The sequence below is a fragment of the Telluria sp. LT2P34 genome (genome assembly GCF_059685915.1).
The window spans coordinates 52711-68242 of the sequence record NZ_JCASIN010000010.1; the positions used below are offsets into that span (position 1 = coordinate 52711).

Annotated in this window: 11 protein-coding genes; 8 read left to right on the plus strand and 3 right to left on the minus strand. The window is 64.7% G+C overall.

All coding sequences use genetic code 11. The annotated features are described in order from the left end of the window. Positions 1-183 precede the first annotated feature (183 nt). Positions 184-2157: a TOL_0244 family TonB-dependent receptor gene (locus AC56KZ_RS19435; protein WP_497163831.1), complete on the plus strand. Its 1974-nt coding sequence runs from the start codon at positions 184-186 to the stop codon at positions 2155-2157. A gap of 70 nt (positions 2158-2227) precedes the next feature. Here the strand turns inward: AC56KZ_RS19435 and purB are convergent, their stop codons facing one another. Next, positions 2228-3607, minus strand: a complete 1380-nt coding sequence (gene purB, locus AC56KZ_RS19440) for an adenylosuccinate lyase (protein WP_497163832.1) — start codon at positions 3605-3607, stop codon at positions 2228-2230. Positions 3608-3751: 144 nt separating this feature from the next. Between purB and AC56KZ_RS19445 the strand changes: the two genes are divergently transcribed. After that, positions 3752-4366, plus strand: coding sequence for a glutathione S-transferase C-terminal domain-containing protein (locus tag AC56KZ_RS19445; RefSeq protein ID WP_497163833.1), 615 nt, complete (start codon positions 3752-3754; stop codon positions 4364-4366). After that, positions 4363-5343, plus strand: coding sequence for a PfkB family carbohydrate kinase (locus AC56KZ_RS19450; protein ID WP_497163834.1), 981 nt, complete (start codon positions 4363-4365; stop codon positions 5341-5343). Before AC56KZ_RS19445 ends, AC56KZ_RS19450 begins: the two co-directional genes overlap by 4 nt. 64 nt (positions 5344-5407) lie before the next feature. On the opposite strand, the gene AC56KZ_RS19455 is transcribed toward AC56KZ_RS19450, so the two are convergent. Beyond that, positions 5408-5983 carry a TMEM165/GDT1 family protein gene (locus AC56KZ_RS19455; protein ID WP_497163835.1) on the minus strand — a complete coding sequence of 192 codons (576 nt, stop codon included), beginning with the start codon at positions 5981-5983 and terminating at the stop codon, positions 5408-5410. Between the two features lie 109 nt (positions 5984-6092). Here AC56KZ_RS19455 and AC56KZ_RS19460 point away from each other — a divergent pair, with 109 nt between their 5' ends. Continuing rightward, positions 6093-7967: a M1 family metallopeptidase gene (locus AC56KZ_RS19460; protein ID WP_497163836.1), complete on the plus strand. Its 1875-nt coding sequence runs from the start codon at positions 6093-6095 to the stop codon at positions 7965-7967. A gap of 21 nt (positions 7968-7988) precedes the next feature. Continuing rightward, on the plus strand, positions 7989-9623 hold the full coding sequence (locus AC56KZ_RS19465; protein WP_497163837.1) for a serine hydrolase: 1635 nt from the start codon (positions 7989-7991) through the stop codon (positions 9621-9623). A gap of 100 nt (positions 9624-9723) precedes the next feature. On the opposite strand, the gene AC56KZ_RS19470 is transcribed toward AC56KZ_RS19465, so the two are convergent. After that, positions 9724-10521, minus strand: coding sequence for a class I SAM-dependent methyltransferase (locus tag AC56KZ_RS19470; RefSeq protein ID WP_497163838.1), 798 nt, complete (start codon positions 10519-10521; stop codon positions 9724-9726). A gap of 316 nt (positions 10522-10837) precedes the next feature. Between AC56KZ_RS19470 and AC56KZ_RS19475 the strand changes: the two genes are divergently transcribed. From AC56KZ_RS19475 to AC56KZ_RS19485, 3 genes are all read left to right on the plus strand, one after another. Next, positions 10838-12475, plus strand: a complete 1638-nt coding sequence (locus AC56KZ_RS19475; RefSeq protein ID WP_497163839.1) for a TldD/PmbA family protein — start codon at positions 10838-10840, stop codon at positions 12473-12475. A 14-nt stretch (positions 12476-12489) separates the two neighbouring features. Next, positions 12490-13824 (plus strand): TldD/PmbA family protein, encoded by a 1335-nt coding sequence (locus AC56KZ_RS19480; RefSeq protein WP_497163840.1) that lies wholly within the window; start codon positions 12490-12492, stop codon positions 13822-13824. A gap of 69 nt (positions 13825-13893) precedes the next feature. Beyond that, complete coding sequence (locus AC56KZ_RS19485; RefSeq protein WP_497163841.1) at positions 13894-15531, plus strand: TldD/PmbA family protein; 1638 nt, start codon at positions 13894-13896, stop codon at positions 15529-15531. Position 15532: the final 1 nt, after the last annotated feature.

The following is a 15532-nucleotide window of genomic DNA, read 5'->3' on the forward strand; positions in this document are numbered from 1 at the left end:
ACTGACTAGAACTAAACTATAACAAAAAAGGACCGCTGACGCTCAAGGGTCAACTGTTTCTTTTGTACACTATCAGCAATTGTTAAACGTGCACAGGTGCAAGCGCGTTGGAATGTAAAATCGGTGCAGCACGGCCATCCCAAAAACCAGGTCAAGCCCGTTTGCACCGTGTCGAGGAATCATATGTATAACTGTCATCCAAGCCAGCCACGCCTGCGTCCCCTGGCACTGCTGCTCGGCTGCGCACTCACTATTGGCGCCGCGGGCGCCGCCGGGGCCGCTGTCGGCCAGCCGCAGCCGCAGGGCGCGGATTTTGCCGATCTGTCGATCGAGGAACTAGCCAACATCCAGGTGACATCGGTGTCGAAAAAGCCCGAACGCCTGCTTGACGCGCCGGCCTCGGTGTTCGTCATCACCGCCGACGACATCCGGCGCTCGGGCGCCGCCAGCTTGCCCGAAGTGCTGCGCCTGGCGCCGAATTTGCAGGTAGCGCAAGTGAACGGCGCCTCATATGCGATCACGGCGCGCGGCCTGAACGGCGGCGGCAACAGCGCCCCGAACAAGCTGCTGGTGCTGATTGATGGACGCTCGGTGTACACGCCGCTGTTTTCGGGCGTGTTCTGGGACGTGCAGGACGTGATACTCGAGGACATCGAGCGCATCGAAGTCGTCAGCGGTCCGGGCGGCACCCTGTGGGGCGTGAATGCGGTCAATGGCGTTATCAACATCACGACGCGCTCCGCGCATGAGACGCAGGGCAGCCTGGCGATGTTGCGCGGCGCGAACAATGGCGCGGACGTGGCTTTTCGCCAGGGAGGACGCAGGGGCGAAGACAGCTGGCGCGTCTACGGCAAGGCGCAGGGACGCTCGCATACGGAACTGGCGAGCGGGGCGGCGAAGGACGATGCCTGGCATTCGGGGCAATTGGGCTTTCGCGCCGACTGGGACCGCGGCGCCGACCGGTTCAGCCTGAAGGGCAACGCGAACCGCGGCGCCTTCGGGCAGCCGGCGCCGGGTCTGCTCGTCGTCGCCGGAAGCAATCTCCAACTGGGTGAGGTTGACACCCGTGGCGTCAACCTCACCGCCGGCTGGCAGCATGCGCTGCAGGATGGCGGCAACGTCGAGCTGCAGCTGTATTACGACTACACCCGGCGTGTCGTGCCGCCGACGTTCACCGAATCGCTCGATATCGCCGACCTGCAGTTCCAGCACACGCTGGCCCCGAAGGGCGCGCACAGCCTGGCCTGGGGCGCGAGTGCACGCCACAGCTGGGACCGCGTGCAAGGCAGCCAATTCGTCGCATTCCTGCCTGAGCGCCTGAACCAGACCTGGCTCAGCCTGTTCGCACAGGACGAGATCGCACTCACGCCCACGCTGCGCGCCACGCTCGGCGCACGCGTCGAGCACAATGACTACACCGGTGTCGAATTCCTGCCGAGCGCGCGCCTGTCGTGGAGCATGGCGCCGGGCCATTCCTTCTGGAGCGCCGCCTCGCGCACCGTGCGCGCGCCGTCGCGCCTCGACGCCGACGTCTTCATCCCGGGGCGCCCGCCGTATATCCTGGCGGGCAGCCATGGGGTGCGCTCGGAAGTGGCCAAGGTCTTCGAACTGGGCTACCGGGGCCAGCCAATGCCGGGCCTGTCCTACTCGGCCACGCTGTTCTACAACGATTACGACCACCTGCGCACCCAGGAACTCTTGCCGAGCCGCACGGCAGTGCGCTTCGCCAACCTGATGGAGGGCCATGCGCTGGGTATCGAGATGTGGGGCAGTTATCAGGCGACGACATCATGGCGCCTGTCGGGCGGGCTGACGGCCATGCGCGAACGGGTGCACCTGAAGCCCGGCAGCAACGATGCCGCCGGGGCCTTGCGCGCCGGCTTCGACCCGTCCCACAGCCTGCAGCTGCGCTCGACCTATACCATCGACGCGGCGCGCGAGGCCGAGCTGGCCGTGCGCAAGGTCGGCGTGCTCGATAGCGGTCCGGTGCCGGGCTACACCGCGGTCGATGCGCGCTTTGGCTGGCGCCTGCGGCCGGGCCTCGAGCTGTCGGTCGCCGCCATCAACCTCAACGGCAGCCATGCCGAATACGGGTCGATTGCGACCCGTTCGGAAGTGCCGCGCACGGTGGCGGTCAAACTGGTGTGGCAGGACTGAGAACGATGGGTTACCGCGACGCATGCTTTCGCGTGGGCACGGGGTGCCTACGCCGGCCGCGCCCACCCTACTAAATCGCCTTCGCCAGCTCGGCCGCCAGACCCGTGTAATTCGCCGGCGTCATCGCCAGCAGCAAGTCTTTTGCATCCTGCGGAATGGCCAGCGTGGCGATGAATTCGCGCAGCGCTTCCTTCGTGATGCCTTTGCCGCGGGTCAGTTCCTTCAGCTGTTCGTAGGGATTTTCGATGCCGTAGCGGCGCATCACCGTCTGCACCGGCTCGGCCAGCACTTCCCAGTTGGCGTCGAGATCCTGCTCGAGGCGGGCGGCGTTCACTTCCAGCTTGTTCAGGCCGCGCAGGCAGCTGTCGTAGGCCAGCAGCGCATAGCCGAAGCCGACGCCGATGTTGCGCAGCACGGTGGAGTCGGTCAGGTCGCGCTGCATGCGCGAGACCGGCAGTTTTTCGGCCATGTGGCGCAGCACGGCATTGGCCAGGCCCAGGTTGCCTTCGGAGTTCTCGAAGTCGATCGGGTTGACTTTATGCGGCATGGTCGACGAGCCGATCTCGCCGGCTTTCAGCCTTTGCTTGAAATAGCCGAGCGAAACGTAGGTCCAGATGTCGCGGTTCAGGTCGAGCAGGATGGTGTTGGCGCGGCAGATCGCGTCGAACATCTCGGCCATGTAGTCGTGCGGTTCGATCTGGATCGTGTACGGGTTGAAGGTCAGGCCGAGGCGCGACTCGATCACGTCTTTCGAAAATGCCGGCCAGTCGACATCGGGGTAGGCCGACAAATGCGCGTTGTAGTTGCCGACCGCGCCGTTCATCTTGCCCAGGATTTGCACGTCGGCGATGCGCTGCACGGCGCGCTGCAGCCGGGCGACGACGTTGGCGAATTCCTTGCCCAGGGTGGTCGGGCTGGCGGTCTGGCCGTGGGTGCGCGAGAGCATCGGCAGCGCCGCATTGGTGTGGGCGATCTCGGTCAGCTTGGCGATGATGCTTTGCAAGGCCGGCAGCATCACCGTGTCGCGCGCGGCTTTGAGCATCATGCCGTGCGAGGTGTTGTTGATGTCTTCCGAGGTGCAGCCGAAGTGGATGAATTCGCTTGCCGCCAGCAGTTCCGGCACGTCCTTGACCTGTTCCTTCAGCCAGTACTCGACGGCCTTGACGTCGTGATTCGTGACCGCCTCGATTTCCTTGATGCGCGCGGCATCGTTTTCGCCGAAGCCGGACGCGATCCGGTCGAGGTAAGCACTTCCTTCCGCGGAGAACGGCTTGATCTCGGCAAAACCGGCCTGCGCCAGCGCCTGCAGCCAGGCAATCTCGACCATGACGCGATGGTGCATGAAGCCGGCTTCGGACAGGATCGGGCGCAGCTTGTCGGTCTTGGCGGCGTAGCGGCCGTCGAGCGGCGACAGGGCCGACAGGGAAGAAAGTGGGGCGGTAGCGGTCATGGCGGCGGTCCGTGCAAAAACGCGGATTTTACCACCGCGCTCCCGATGCGGCTTTGCGGCGGGCGCAGCGAAACGGGCGAGCTTGGCCGGATTCGGGCCTGAGGCCGATGTTATACTGGGTTCAAATTCCCTTTCCGAGCATCTATGAAACTCATCGGTTCGAACACCAGTCCCTATGTGCGCAAGGTCCGCGTCGTGATGGCCGAGAAAAAGCTCGACTATGCGTTCGAGCTCGACAACGTGTGGGGCGCCGAGACGCAAGTGCACCTGTCGAATCCGCTTGGCAAGGTGCCCTGCCTCGTGATGGAGGACGGCAGTGCGCTCTACGATTCGCGCGTGATCGCCGAATACCTCGACACGCTCACGCCGGTGTGCAAGCTGCTGCCGCCGAACGGGCGCGACCGCGCGGATGTGAAGATGTGGGAAGCGCTGGCCGACGGCGTGCTCGATGCGGCCATCCTGGTGCGCCTGGAAAGAACTCTGCGTCCGCAAGAGCAGCAAAGCCAGCAATGGATCGAGCGCCAGCTGGGGAAGGTGCATGCCGGCCTGGGCGTGATGGCCGGCAAACTCGGCGAGCAGGCCTTTTGCATGGGCAAGTCGTACACGCTGGCCGATGTGGCCCTTGGCTGCACGCTCGGCTGGATCAGCTTCCGTTTTCCCGACATCGACTGGCGCGGCGACTACCCGAACCTGGCCAGGCTGCACGACAAGCTCGCCGAGCGCGTTTCCTTCAGGGATACCGTCCCGTTCGAAGCATGAGCGCGCAGCTGCATGGCGTGAACGGCGGCGCAAGCAGGCAGTCCACCATCGTCTTCGGCGAAGCCCTGGTCGATAATTTCGCCACCGAGCAGGTCGTCGGCGGCGCGCCCTTCAACGTCGCGCGCCACCTGGCCGCCTTCATGGCGCCGCAACTGATGATTACCCGCGTCGGCGCCGACCAGGATGGCGACACCATCCGCGCCGAGTTCGAGCGCTTCGCCATGTCGCAGACCGGCCTGCAGGTCGATGCGATCGAGGAGAGCGGCCGCGTGCTGGTCGAGCGTACGCCGAAAGGGCACCGCTTCGTGATCGTGCCGAATGTCGCCTATGACTACATCGCGCGCGACGATGCGCTGGGAGCGCTGGCGGCGCCTGGTGCTGCGGCGCCGGGCGCGCTGTATTTCGGCACGCTGGCCCAGCGCGGCGAGCGTTCGCGCGGCACGCTCAAGGCGCTGCTGTCGGCACTCGGCAGCGCACCCGATGTCACCCGCTTCCTCGACCTCAACCTGCGCGAAGGGCAGGTCGACGAGCGCACCATCGCCGACTCGCTGCACGCCGCCGACATCGTCAAGGTCAACGAGGACGAGCTGCAGCTGCTGTTCCAGACCTATTTCCAGCTTGGTCCGAACGACGCGCCGCTGACCGCCGACGAGGCCCGTTCCGCCTGCCGCGCGCTGCTGCAGATGTTCAGCCTGGAGGCGCTGATCGTCACGCTGGGGCACCGCGGTTCGGTGTATTTCGGCGCCGATGGCGCTACCATCGACACCCGCGACACGCCGGCGCCGCCCTTCGTGATCGACACGGTGGGAGCGGGCGACGCGTTTTCGGCGATCTTCCTGCTCGGCCGCGCGCGCGGCTGGCCGCTCGAACTGACACTGGCGCGCGCCAACGAATTCGCCGGCGCGATCTGCGCCATTCCCGGCGCCGTGCCGAGGGATATGGCCTTTTACGACAAATGGATGACGCGCTGGCGGTGACAGTCTTCGGATGTTCTACCGTGCGTTCAAACCGTATCGGCATGAAGGCGACACGAATATTCAATTAAAACCCGAAGCCTTCCCCCGCCCCCAGCAGCGTCGCCACCCCCAGCGCCGCGAAAATCAGCGCCGCGATCCCGTGCACCAGCGCCAGCGGCGCCTTGCCCGCGATGCGCTCGCCGAACACCACGGCCGGCACGTTCGCCAGCATCATTCCCAGGGTGGTGCCGGCCACCACCATTGCCACTTCACTGTAGCGCGCCGCCAGCGCCACGGTCGCCACCTGCGTCTTGTCGCCCATCTCGGCGATGAAAAAGGCGATCAGCGTCGTCATGAAGACGCCGAAGCGCGCCAGCGTGGCGGCGTTTGCGTCGATCTCGTCCGGGATCATCGTCCACACCGCCATCGCCAGGAAGGACAGACCGAGCACCCAGCGCATCACGGACGGCCCCAGCAGCTCGCTGACGAGGGCGCCGACGGCGGCGGCAAAGGCGTGGTTCAGCAGGGTGGCGACGAAAATGCCGAGCACGATCGGCAGCGGCCGGCGAAAGCGTGCGGCCAGCAGGAAAGCAAGGAGCTGCGTCTTGTCGCCGATTTCAGCGAGGGCGACGATGCCGGTGGCGACGAGAAAGGCATCCATGGGGGGCGCAAGCGGGCAGGCATGCAAAAGCGTACGAAGGCGCGGATCATAGCAGAGTCGGGACATGCTATTCTTCTCGCGCCTCCCGCTCAGCCTCGCATACGACGACATGACTACCACTACCCTCCTGCGCGCCAGCGCCTGCGCCATCCTCGGCCTGTCCTGCGGCGCCGCGCTTGCGCTCGACCCTCTCAGCTACGCCAACTACGACCAGGTCAGGACACGCGCCCTGCACCTCGACCTGAAGGCCGATTTCACGAAGAAGACGCTGTCCGGCCACGCCGAACTGACGCTCGACTGGCTCGATACAACGGCGCGCCGGCTCGACCTCGATACGCGCGACCTGGCGATCTCGAAGGTGGAAGCGATCGGCACCAACGGGCGCTGGGGCCCGGTGAAATACACGCAGGGCAAATTCGATGCCGAGAAAGGCCGCGCGCTGCAGATCGCGCTGCCGGCACAGTCGCCGAAAGTACGCATCCACTACCGCACCGCGCCGACCGCCAGCGCGCTGCAGTGGCTGGGCCCTGCGCAGACGATGTCGGGCAAGCGCCCCTTCATGTTCAGCCAGTCGCAGGCGATCAACGCCCGCTCCTGGGTGCCGGTACAGGACACGCCCTCGGTGCGCTTTACTTACAGCGCCCGCATCGAGGCGCCCGCCGGCCTGCGCGTCGTGATGAGCGCCGACAACGATCCGAAGGCGACGGGGCAGGGCGGCTGGAAGTTCACCATGCCGCAGCCGATTCCTTCTTACCTGCTGGCGATCGGCATCGGCGAACTCGAAGCGCGCACCCTGGGCGCGCGCAGCGGCGTCTACGCCGAACCGCAGCGCATCGAAGCGGCTGCTTATGAATTCGCCGACACCGAAAAGATGATCGCCGCCGCCGAGTCGCTCTATGGCCCCTACCGCTGGGGGCGTTACGACATGCTGGTGCTGCCGCCGTCCTTTCCGATCGGCGGCATGGAAAACCCGCGCCTGACCTTCCTGACCCCGACCGTGATTGCCGGCGACCGCAGCCTGGTCGACCTGGTGGCGCACGAGCTGGCGCACAGCTGGTCGGGCAACCTGGTGACCAACGCCTCGTGGAAGCACTGGTGGCTCAACGAAGGCGTCACCACCTATGTCACGACGCGCATCCTCGAGGTGCTCTACGGCGAAGAAGTCGCGACCATGAACCTGCAGCTCGAGCAGGAAGAGGCGATCGAGTCTTTGAAGGACCTGCCGCTGGCAAAGCAGGCCCTGCTCACGCGCGACCCGGATACCGGGTCCGCCACCTATACCGACGAAGGCCTGGCCTATCCGAAAGGCGCCTGGCTGCTGCGCACCCTCGAGCAGCGCGCCGGGCGCGCCGTGTTCGATCCCTTCTTGCGTGGCTGGTTCGACCAGCACGCCTTCCAGAGCGTCACCACCGAGCAGTTTGTCGCCTACCTGCGCAGCAACTTGCTGGCGAAGCATCCGAAGGTGATGAGCGACGCGGAGCTCGACGCATGGCTGTACGGCCCCGGCATCCCTTCCAGCGCGCAGTATGCCAAGTCGCCGCGCCTGGTCGCCCTCGACGCCACCACGGCGGCCTGGCTGAAAGGGACGCTGCCGACCTCGAAGCTGGAGACGAAGAGCTGGACCGCCAACGAGTGGATGAAGTTCCTGAACGATATCGACAACAAGGCCGACGCCGGCCGCCTGAAAGAGCTCGACGCCGCCTTCGGCCTGGCCAGGACGCGCAACAACGAAGTGGCGTTCCGCTTCTACCGCGCGGCGGTGCATGCCGGCTACCGCGATATCCAGCCGCAGCTGGAGGCCTTTTTGATGAGCGTCGGCCGGCAGCGCTTCGTGGTGCCGCTGTACACCGGCCTGCGCGCCAACCCTGCCGACCGGGCCTGGGCCGAGCGGGTGTACAAGGCGGCGCGCGAGCGCTACCATCCCGAGACCCAGGCCAGCGTCGACAAGCAAATGACCGTGCCGATGACGAAGTCAACCAAGTAAAGGAACCGAAGAGTGCAGCAGATGAAACGCATTGCAGCCGCGATCCTGATCGCCGCCGTTGTCAGCCCCGCCGCCCGCGCCCAGGCGCCAGCCGCCCAGGCCGCGGCGCCGGTCGCCGTCCCCGCCTCCGCCTATAACCTCGAACAGGACGTCACGCGCGTCATGAAGGCCTTCGATGTGCCGGGCATCGCGATCGCCATCGTCAAGGACGGCAAGGTCGTCGCCGCGCGCGGCTTCGGCCTGCGTAAACTCGGCGAGCCGGCCAGGGTCGACGGCCAGACCCTGTTCGAGATCGCCTCGAACTCGAAAGCTTTTACCGCCGCCGCGCTGGCGATGCTGGTCGATGAAGGCAAGCTGAAATGGGACGACCCGGTCGTCAAGCACCTGCCCGGCTTCCAGATGTACGACCCGTATGTGACGCGCGAAATGACCGTGCGCGACCTGCTGGTGCACCGCAGCGGCCTGGGTCTGGGCGCGGGCGACCTGCTGTGGTGGCCGACGACGAATTTCAGCACCGACGAGATCATCGAGCGCCTGCGCTACGTGAAGCCGGCGACGAGTTTTCGCAGCAGCTATGCCTACGACAACCTGCTGTACATCGTGGCCGGCAAGATCATCGCGCAAAAGTCGGGTAAATCCTGGGGCGACACGGTACGCGAGCGTATCCTGAAACCGGTCGGGATGAACACGACCACCACCAGCCTGGCCGAGAACGCGGGCAACCCGAACGCTTCGAACGCGCACAGCAAGATCAACGACCGCATCGCGGCCGTGAAATCGATGCCGGTCGATAACGCGGTCGGTGCGGTAGGCATCAACACCAGCGCTGAGGACATCGCCAAATGGATGAAGGTGCTGCTCGACGGCGGCCGCGTCGAAGGCGCCAAAGCTGCGGACGGCAAGGAGCTGCGCCTGTTCAGCGAGGCGCAGGCGCGCGAGATGTGGACCGCGCAAACGCCGATGAAGATCAATACGCCAAAGCCGCCGCTGGCGGCGACCAAGCCGAACTTCTTCGCCTACGGCCTGGGCTTCCAGCTGCGCGACTACAAGGGCCAGCTCGTCGCCATGCACGGCGGCGCCCTGCAGGGCTTTTATTCGCGCGTGCTGCTGGTGCCGGAATCGAAGCTGGGCGTGGCCATTCTTACCAACGCCGAAAGCGGCGGCTCGCTCAACGCGCTGCAGTACCGCCTGCTCGACCAGTACATGACGGGTTCCGCCCCGACCGACTGGATCAAGGCGATCGCCGACCTGGAAGCCGAGGCGCATGCCAAGGAGAAGGCGCGCCTGAAGAGCACGTCGACGACGCGCGCCGCCGCATCGAAACCGGCGCTGGCGCTGGCAAGCTACGAGGGGCAGTACGAAGACCCGTGGTACGGCGCCATGCAGATCAAACGCGGCCCGGGTAACAAGCTGGTCATGTCGTTCACGCGCACGCCGGACCTGACCGGCGACATGGAGCACTTCCAGCACGACACCTTCATCGTCCGCTGGAAGGAGCGCAACTTCAACGCCGACGCCTACGTGACCTTCGCACTGGACCACGACGGCAGCATCGAAAGCGTCAAGATGAAGGCGGTGTCGACCGAGACCGACTTCAGCTACGACTTCCACGATCTGTTGTTTACGCCGGTGAAAGCCAAATCGGCAAAGCTGTAAAAGAGAACGGGGCCGATAAGATTATCGGCCCCGTTTTTATTGATGCGATCATACCCCTAGGGTGGGCGGCGAGCCGCCCACCCTACGTATCGCGGCTTGCTTACTGCTTCACGAACTTCAGCGTCATGCGGTCGCTCTCGCCGATCGCCATGTATTTTTCGCGGTCCTTGTCCTTGTTGGCCAGGACTGGCGGCAGGGTCCAGACGCCTTTTTCGTGGTTCGCAGTGTCTTTCGGGTTGGCGTTGATCTCGGATTTCGCGGCCAGCTTGAAGCCGGCGCTTTCGGCCATCTTGATCACATAGGCTTCGTGCATGTAGCCGGTGGACGCCTTGGCATCCTGCGTCATCGCGGCGGGGAGGCGGTGCTCGACCACGCCGAGCACGCCGCCCGGCTTCAGGACCTTGTGGATTTCCTTGAACGTGGTCTTGACCGCCTCTTCGCCGCCGCCCATCCAGTTGTGGAGGTTGCGGAAGGTGAGCACCATGTCGACGCTGTTCGCCGGAGCGATCTCGAAGCGGCTCGGCGGCTCGAACACGGCCATCGTGGCCTTGCCGAAGAGCGCAGGGTTGGCGTCGAGCCTGGCGCGGAAGGCCATGCCGCCCTTTTTACCCGGCTCGTTGGCCTGGCCGGCGCCGATGTACTTGCCCTTCGGGGCCAGGTAAGGCGCCAGGATTTCGGTGTACCAGCCGCCGCCCGGAACCAGTTCGACCACGGTCATGGTCGGCTTGATGCCGAAGAAGCTCAGGGTTTCGTAAGGGTGGCGCCATTGGTCGCGGGCCTTGTTGGCGGCGCGGTGTTCGCCGGCGATGACGGCCTTCAGCGCGTCGCCGGCGTAGGCGGTACTTGCAGCGCCGGCGGCGCCCATGGCCAGCATGGCAGCCAGGATCAGTCGTTTCATGAAGTCTCCATTCGTTGGTTGGTCGCGGCACGGTCTTGCCGTACCGTCGCGCCTGATGATCGAACAAGCAACAGATCGAGTCAAGCGAAGTCTGTCGTGACGGTGCCGTCACACATTTTTAAACGCGCTGCCATAGGTCGCGTATTGACACTTTGCGTTTGTGCAAAGATTGCCTATTCAAAAGCGAGACTTGCTGCTAATGTTTAGCGGTTTGCCGTCCGGTTTCCAGGGCGGACTCAGAGGGACATACATATAAATACGCGGCAGTGTTCGTGTACGCGCCGCCCCAAGAAGTAGCTTGCATTCAGGAGACAGCATGGAACGTCGTACTTTTCTCAACATCAGCACCATTGCCTTCGGCACGATGCTCATCCCGGTCGCCGGGCGCGCCATCGCTGCCGAAGAGCTGCTCAGTCCAATGGCGGTCGCCGCCAAGAAGGCATTGGCCGACACCGCGCTGAACGCGGCGACCAAGGCCGGCGCATCGTATTGCGACGTGCGCATCGGCCGCTACCTGAACCAGTTCGTCACCACGCGCGACCTGAACGTCGAAAACGTCGTGAATACCGAATCGGCCGGCGTCGGCGTGCGCGTGATCTGCAACGGCGCCTACGGCTTCGCGGCCACCTCCGACATGACCCCGGACGGCATCGCCAACGCGGCGCGCCAGGCGGTCGCCATCGCCAAGGCGAATGCCAAGCTGCAGACCGAACCCGTGCGCCTGGCGCCGGTGAAGGGCGTCGGCAACGTGGCCTGGGCCACGCCGTTCAAGAAGGACTGGCGCACGGTGCCGATCAAGGAAAAGGCCGAACTGCTGATCGCCGCCAACAAGGCCGGCATGGACGGCGGCGCGAACTTCATGCAGTCGATGCTGTTCCAGGTGAACCAGCAAAAATACTTCGCCTCGACCGACGGCTCCTACATCGACCAGGACCTGCACCGCCTGTGGGCGCCGCTCACGGCCACCGCCGTCGACAAGACGAGCGGCAAATTCCGTTCGCGCCAGGGCCTCGGCGCGCCGGTCGGCATGGGCTACGAATACCTCGACGCCCGTCCCGAGCACAAGCTGAAAGCCGCCGGCGGCGTCGCCACGCTCTACACCGATTCCTACGACATGGTCGAGGATGCGCGTGCCGCCGGCCGCGACGCCAAGCGCAAACTCACGGCGAAATCGGTCACCCCGGGGAAGTACGACCTGATGCTGTCGCCGGAACACCTGTTCCTGACGATACACGAATCAGTCGGCCACCCGACGGAACTCGACCGCGTGCTGGGCTACGAGGCAAACTACGCGGGCACCAGCTTCGCCACGCTCGACAAGTGGCAAACCAAGAAATTCAAGTACGGCGCCCCGATCGTCAACCTGTATGCCGACAAGGTCACCAAGGGCTCGCTCGGCGCGGTCGGCTACGACGACGAAGGCGTGCCCACCAAGCAGTGGGACATCATCAAGGACGGCATCCTGGTCAACTACCAGGCCACGCGCGACCAGGCCCACATCATCGGCGAGAAGGAATCGCACGGCTGCTCGTACGCCGACTCGTGGAGCAATGTGCAGTTCCAGCGCATGCCGAACGTATCGCTGGCGGCCGGCAAGCAGAAGATGACGCCGGACGACATGGTCAAGGGCATCAAGAAGGGCATCTACATCGTCGGCGACGGCTCGTTCTCGATCGACCAGCAGCGCTACAACTTCCAGTTCGGCGGCCAGCTGTTCTATGAAATCAAGGACGGCAAGATCGGCGAGATGCTCGAAGACGTGGCCTACCAGGCCAATACCCAGGAATTCTGGACAGCCTGCGCCGGCATCTGCGACCAGAGCGACTGGCGCATGGGCGGCTCCTTCTTCGACGGCAAAGGACAGCCTCCGCAAATCAGCATCGTCTCGCACGGCTCTTCGACCGCGCGCTTCAACGGCATCAACGTGATCAACACCGCTCGCAAGATCGGCTAAGGCAGGGACCGACCATGACCATCCTGAACCAGGAACAAACCAAACGCATCTGCGACCGCGTGCTGTCGCTTTCGAAAGCCGACGAATGCATCGTCGGCATCAGCGGCGAACGTGCCGGCAACATCCGCTTCGCCCGGAATGCCGTCTCCACCGCCGGCCTGACCGACGACACGACGCTCACCGTGCGCGTCGCCTTCGGCAAGCGCCAGGGCACCGCCAGCATCAACGAGTTCGACGACAAGTCGCTGGAAAAGGCCGTGCGCCGCGCCGAGGACCTGGCGCGCCTGGCGCCGGAAAATCCGGAATTCATGCCGGCCGTCGCCAAGCAGCAGTACAAGGCGACCAACACCTTCGTCCAGAAGACCGCCGACATCGATCCCGAGATCCGCGCCCAGGCCGCCGCCTACGCGATCGAGGCCTGCCGCAAGAAGGGGCTGGTCAGCGCCGGCTTCCTGACCGACACCACCTCCTTCCAGACGGTGGCCAACTCGAATGGCGTGTTCGGCCACCAGGCCCTGACCTCGCTCGACTTCACCTGTACCATCCGCACCGAAGACGGCCGCGGTTCGGGCTGGGTACGCCGCTCCGAGCGCGATCTGGCGCGCTTCGACCCGCGCGAAGCGGCCGATGTCGCCATCGAAAAGGCGCTGCGCTCGGTAGACGCGAAAGCGCTGGAGCCGGGCCGCTACACGGTGATCCTGGAGCCGGCCGCCACCAGCGACCTGATGAGCTTCATGCTGAACGGCTTCAATGCGCGCAACACCGACGAGGGCCGCAGCTTCCTGTCGAAAAAGGGCGGCCTGAACCGCGTGGGCGACAAGCTGTTCGACCAGCAGGTCAACATCTGGTCGGATCCGTGGGACCCGATGGTGCCGGTCCTGCCGTGGGACCAGAACATGCTGCCGCGCGAGCGCCAGAACTGGATCAAGGATGGCCGCGTGGCCGACCTGAATTACTCGCAGTTCTGGGCCAAGCAAAAGAACAAGCGCGCGCTCGGCTCCCCGGGCAACTTCATCATGGGCGGCACCGACAAGACCACCGAGGCGCTGATCGCCAGCACCAAGAAGGGCGTGCTGGTCACCCGCACCTGGTATATCCGCATGGTCGATCCGCAATCGGTGGCGCTGACGGGCCTGACGCGCGACGGCACCTTCTACGTCGAAAACGGCAAGATCAAGCACCCGATCAAGAACTTCCGCTTCAACGAAAGCCCGGTCTCGATGCTCAACAACATCGAGGAAATCGGCAGGTCGGTGGTGCTGGGCGGCGACGAGGGGCCGAACCCATGGGTGGTGCCGGCGATGAAAGTGCGCGACTTTAATTTCACGTCCTTGTCGGACGCGGTGTAAAAAAGGGCGCTGACGCGCTTTTGTGAGGTGGGCACTTGTGCCTACCCCACAAAAAAACGGAGATTGAACATGGAACGACGTAACTTCTTGAAAATCGGCGCCGGCACGGCAGGCGCGATGCTGGTCCCGGTGTTCGGCAACGCCATCGCGGCCGAAGACTTATTGAACCCGATGGCGACGAGCTTCAAGAAAGCCCTCGCCGACGCTGCGCTGAACGCCGCCACCAAGGCCGGCGCATCGTATTGCGACGTGCGCATCGGGCGCTACCTGAACCAGTTCATCATGACGCGCGACCTGAACGTCGAGAACATCACGAACACCGAATCGACCGGCGTCGGCGTGCGCGTGATCGCCGGCGGCGCCTACGGTTTTGCCGCGACCAACAACATGAGCCCGGACGCCGTGGCGGGCGCGGCGCGCCAGGCCGTGGCGATCGCCAAGGCCAACGCCAGACTGCAGAGCGAGCCGGTGCGCCTGGCCCCGGTAAAAGGCGTGGGCGAAGTCGCCTGGGCCACGCCCTTCAAGAAGGACTGGCGCGCGGTGCCGGTCAAGGAAAAGGCCGAGCTGCTGATCGCCGCCAACAAGGCGGGCCTGGAGGCGGGCGCGAGCTTCATGACGGCCAACCTGTTCCAGATTAACCAGCAAAAGTATTTCGCCTCGACCGACGGCTCGTATATCGACCAGGACATCCACCGCCTGTGGGCGCCGATCACGGCCACCGCCGTCGACAAGGCCAGCGGCAAGTTCCGCTCGCGCGCCGGCCTCGGCTCGCCGGTCAGCATGGGCTACGAATACTTCGACATGGCAGGCGGCGGCAAGGTGCGCGCCGCCGGTGGCGTCACGACCCTGTACACCAAATCCTACGACGTGGTCGAAGACGCGCGCCTGGCCGGCAAGCAGGCTAGAGAAAAGCTGTCGGCCAAGTCGGTCGAGCCGGGCAAGTACGACCTCGTGCTGGCCCCGGAACACCTGTTCCTGACCATCCACGAAGCTGTCGGCCACCCGACGGAACTGGACCGCGTGCTGGGCTACGAGGCGAACTACGCCGGCACCAGCTTCGCCACGCTCGACAAGTGGCAGAGCAAAAACTTCAAGTTCGGCGCCAAGAACGTGAACTTCATCGCCGACCGCACCGCGCCGACTTCGCTCGGCCTGATCGGCTATGACGACGAAGGCGTGCGCGCCAAAGAGTGGGACATCATCCGCGACGGCATCCTGGTCAACTACCAGGCCACGCGCGACCAGGCCCACATCATCGGCGAGAAGGAATCGCACGGCTGCTCCTACGCCGATTCGTGGAGCAACGTGCAGTTCCAGCGCATGCCGAACGTGTCGATGGGACCGGGCAAGGCACGCCTGACCCCGGACGAAATGGTCGCCGACGTGAAGAAGGGTATCTATATCGTCGGCCGCGGTTCGTATTCGATCGACCAGCAGCGCTATAACTTCCAGTTCGGCGGCACGCTGTTCTACGAAATCAAGAACGGCAAGATCACCAACCCCCTGGAGGACGTGGCCTACCAGTCGAATACCCAGGAATTCTGGAATGCCTGCAGCGCCATCTGCGACGAGCGCGACTGGCGCATGGGCGGCTCCTTCTTCGACGGCAAGGGCCAGCCGAGCCAGGTCAGCGCGGTGTCGCACGGCTCGAGCACGACGCGCTTCAACGGCATCAATGTGATCAACACCGCACGCAAGATTGCTTAGG

Bases quoted from the DNA above. Each gene is read 5' to 3' on its own strand.
- AC56KZ_RS19435 (WP_497163831.1), top strand. From the start codon at position 184: ATGTATAACTGTCATCCAAGCCAGCCACGCCTGCGTCCCCTGGCACTG.
- purB (WP_497163832.1), bottom strand. From the start codon at position 3,607: ATGACCGCTACCGCCCCACTTTCTTCCCTGTCGGCCCTGTCGCCGCTC.
- AC56KZ_RS19445 (WP_497163833.1), top strand. From the start codon at position 3,752: ATGAAACTCATCGGTTCGAACACCAGTCCCTATGTGCGCAAGGTCCGC.
- AC56KZ_RS19450 (WP_497163834.1), top strand. From the start codon at position 4,363: ATGAGCGCGCAGCTGCATGGCGTGAACGGCGGCGCAAGCAGGCAGTCC.
- AC56KZ_RS19455 (WP_497163835.1), bottom strand. From the start codon at position 5,983: ATGGATGCCTTTCTCGTCGCCACCGGCATCGTCGCCCTCGCTGAAATC.
- AC56KZ_RS19460 (WP_497163836.1), top strand. From the start codon at position 6,093: ATGACTACCACTACCCTCCTGCGCGCCAGCGCCTGCGCCATCCTCGGC.
- AC56KZ_RS19465 (WP_497163837.1), top strand. From the start codon at position 7,989: ATGAAACGCATTGCAGCCGCGATCCTGATCGCCGCCGTTGTCAGCCCC.
- AC56KZ_RS19470 (WP_497163838.1), bottom strand. From the start codon at position 10,521: ATGAAACGACTGATCCTGGCTGCCATGCTGGCCATGGGCGCCGCCGGC.
- AC56KZ_RS19475 (WP_497163839.1), top strand. From the start codon at position 10,838: ATGGAACGTCGTACTTTTCTCAACATCAGCACCATTGCCTTCGGCACG.
- AC56KZ_RS19480 (WP_497163840.1), top strand. From the start codon at position 12,490: ATGACCATCCTGAACCAGGAACAAACCAAACGCATCTGCGACCGCGTG.
- AC56KZ_RS19485 (WP_497163841.1), top strand. From the start codon at position 13,894: ATGGAACGACGTAACTTCTTGAAAATCGGCGCCGGCACGGCAGGCGCG.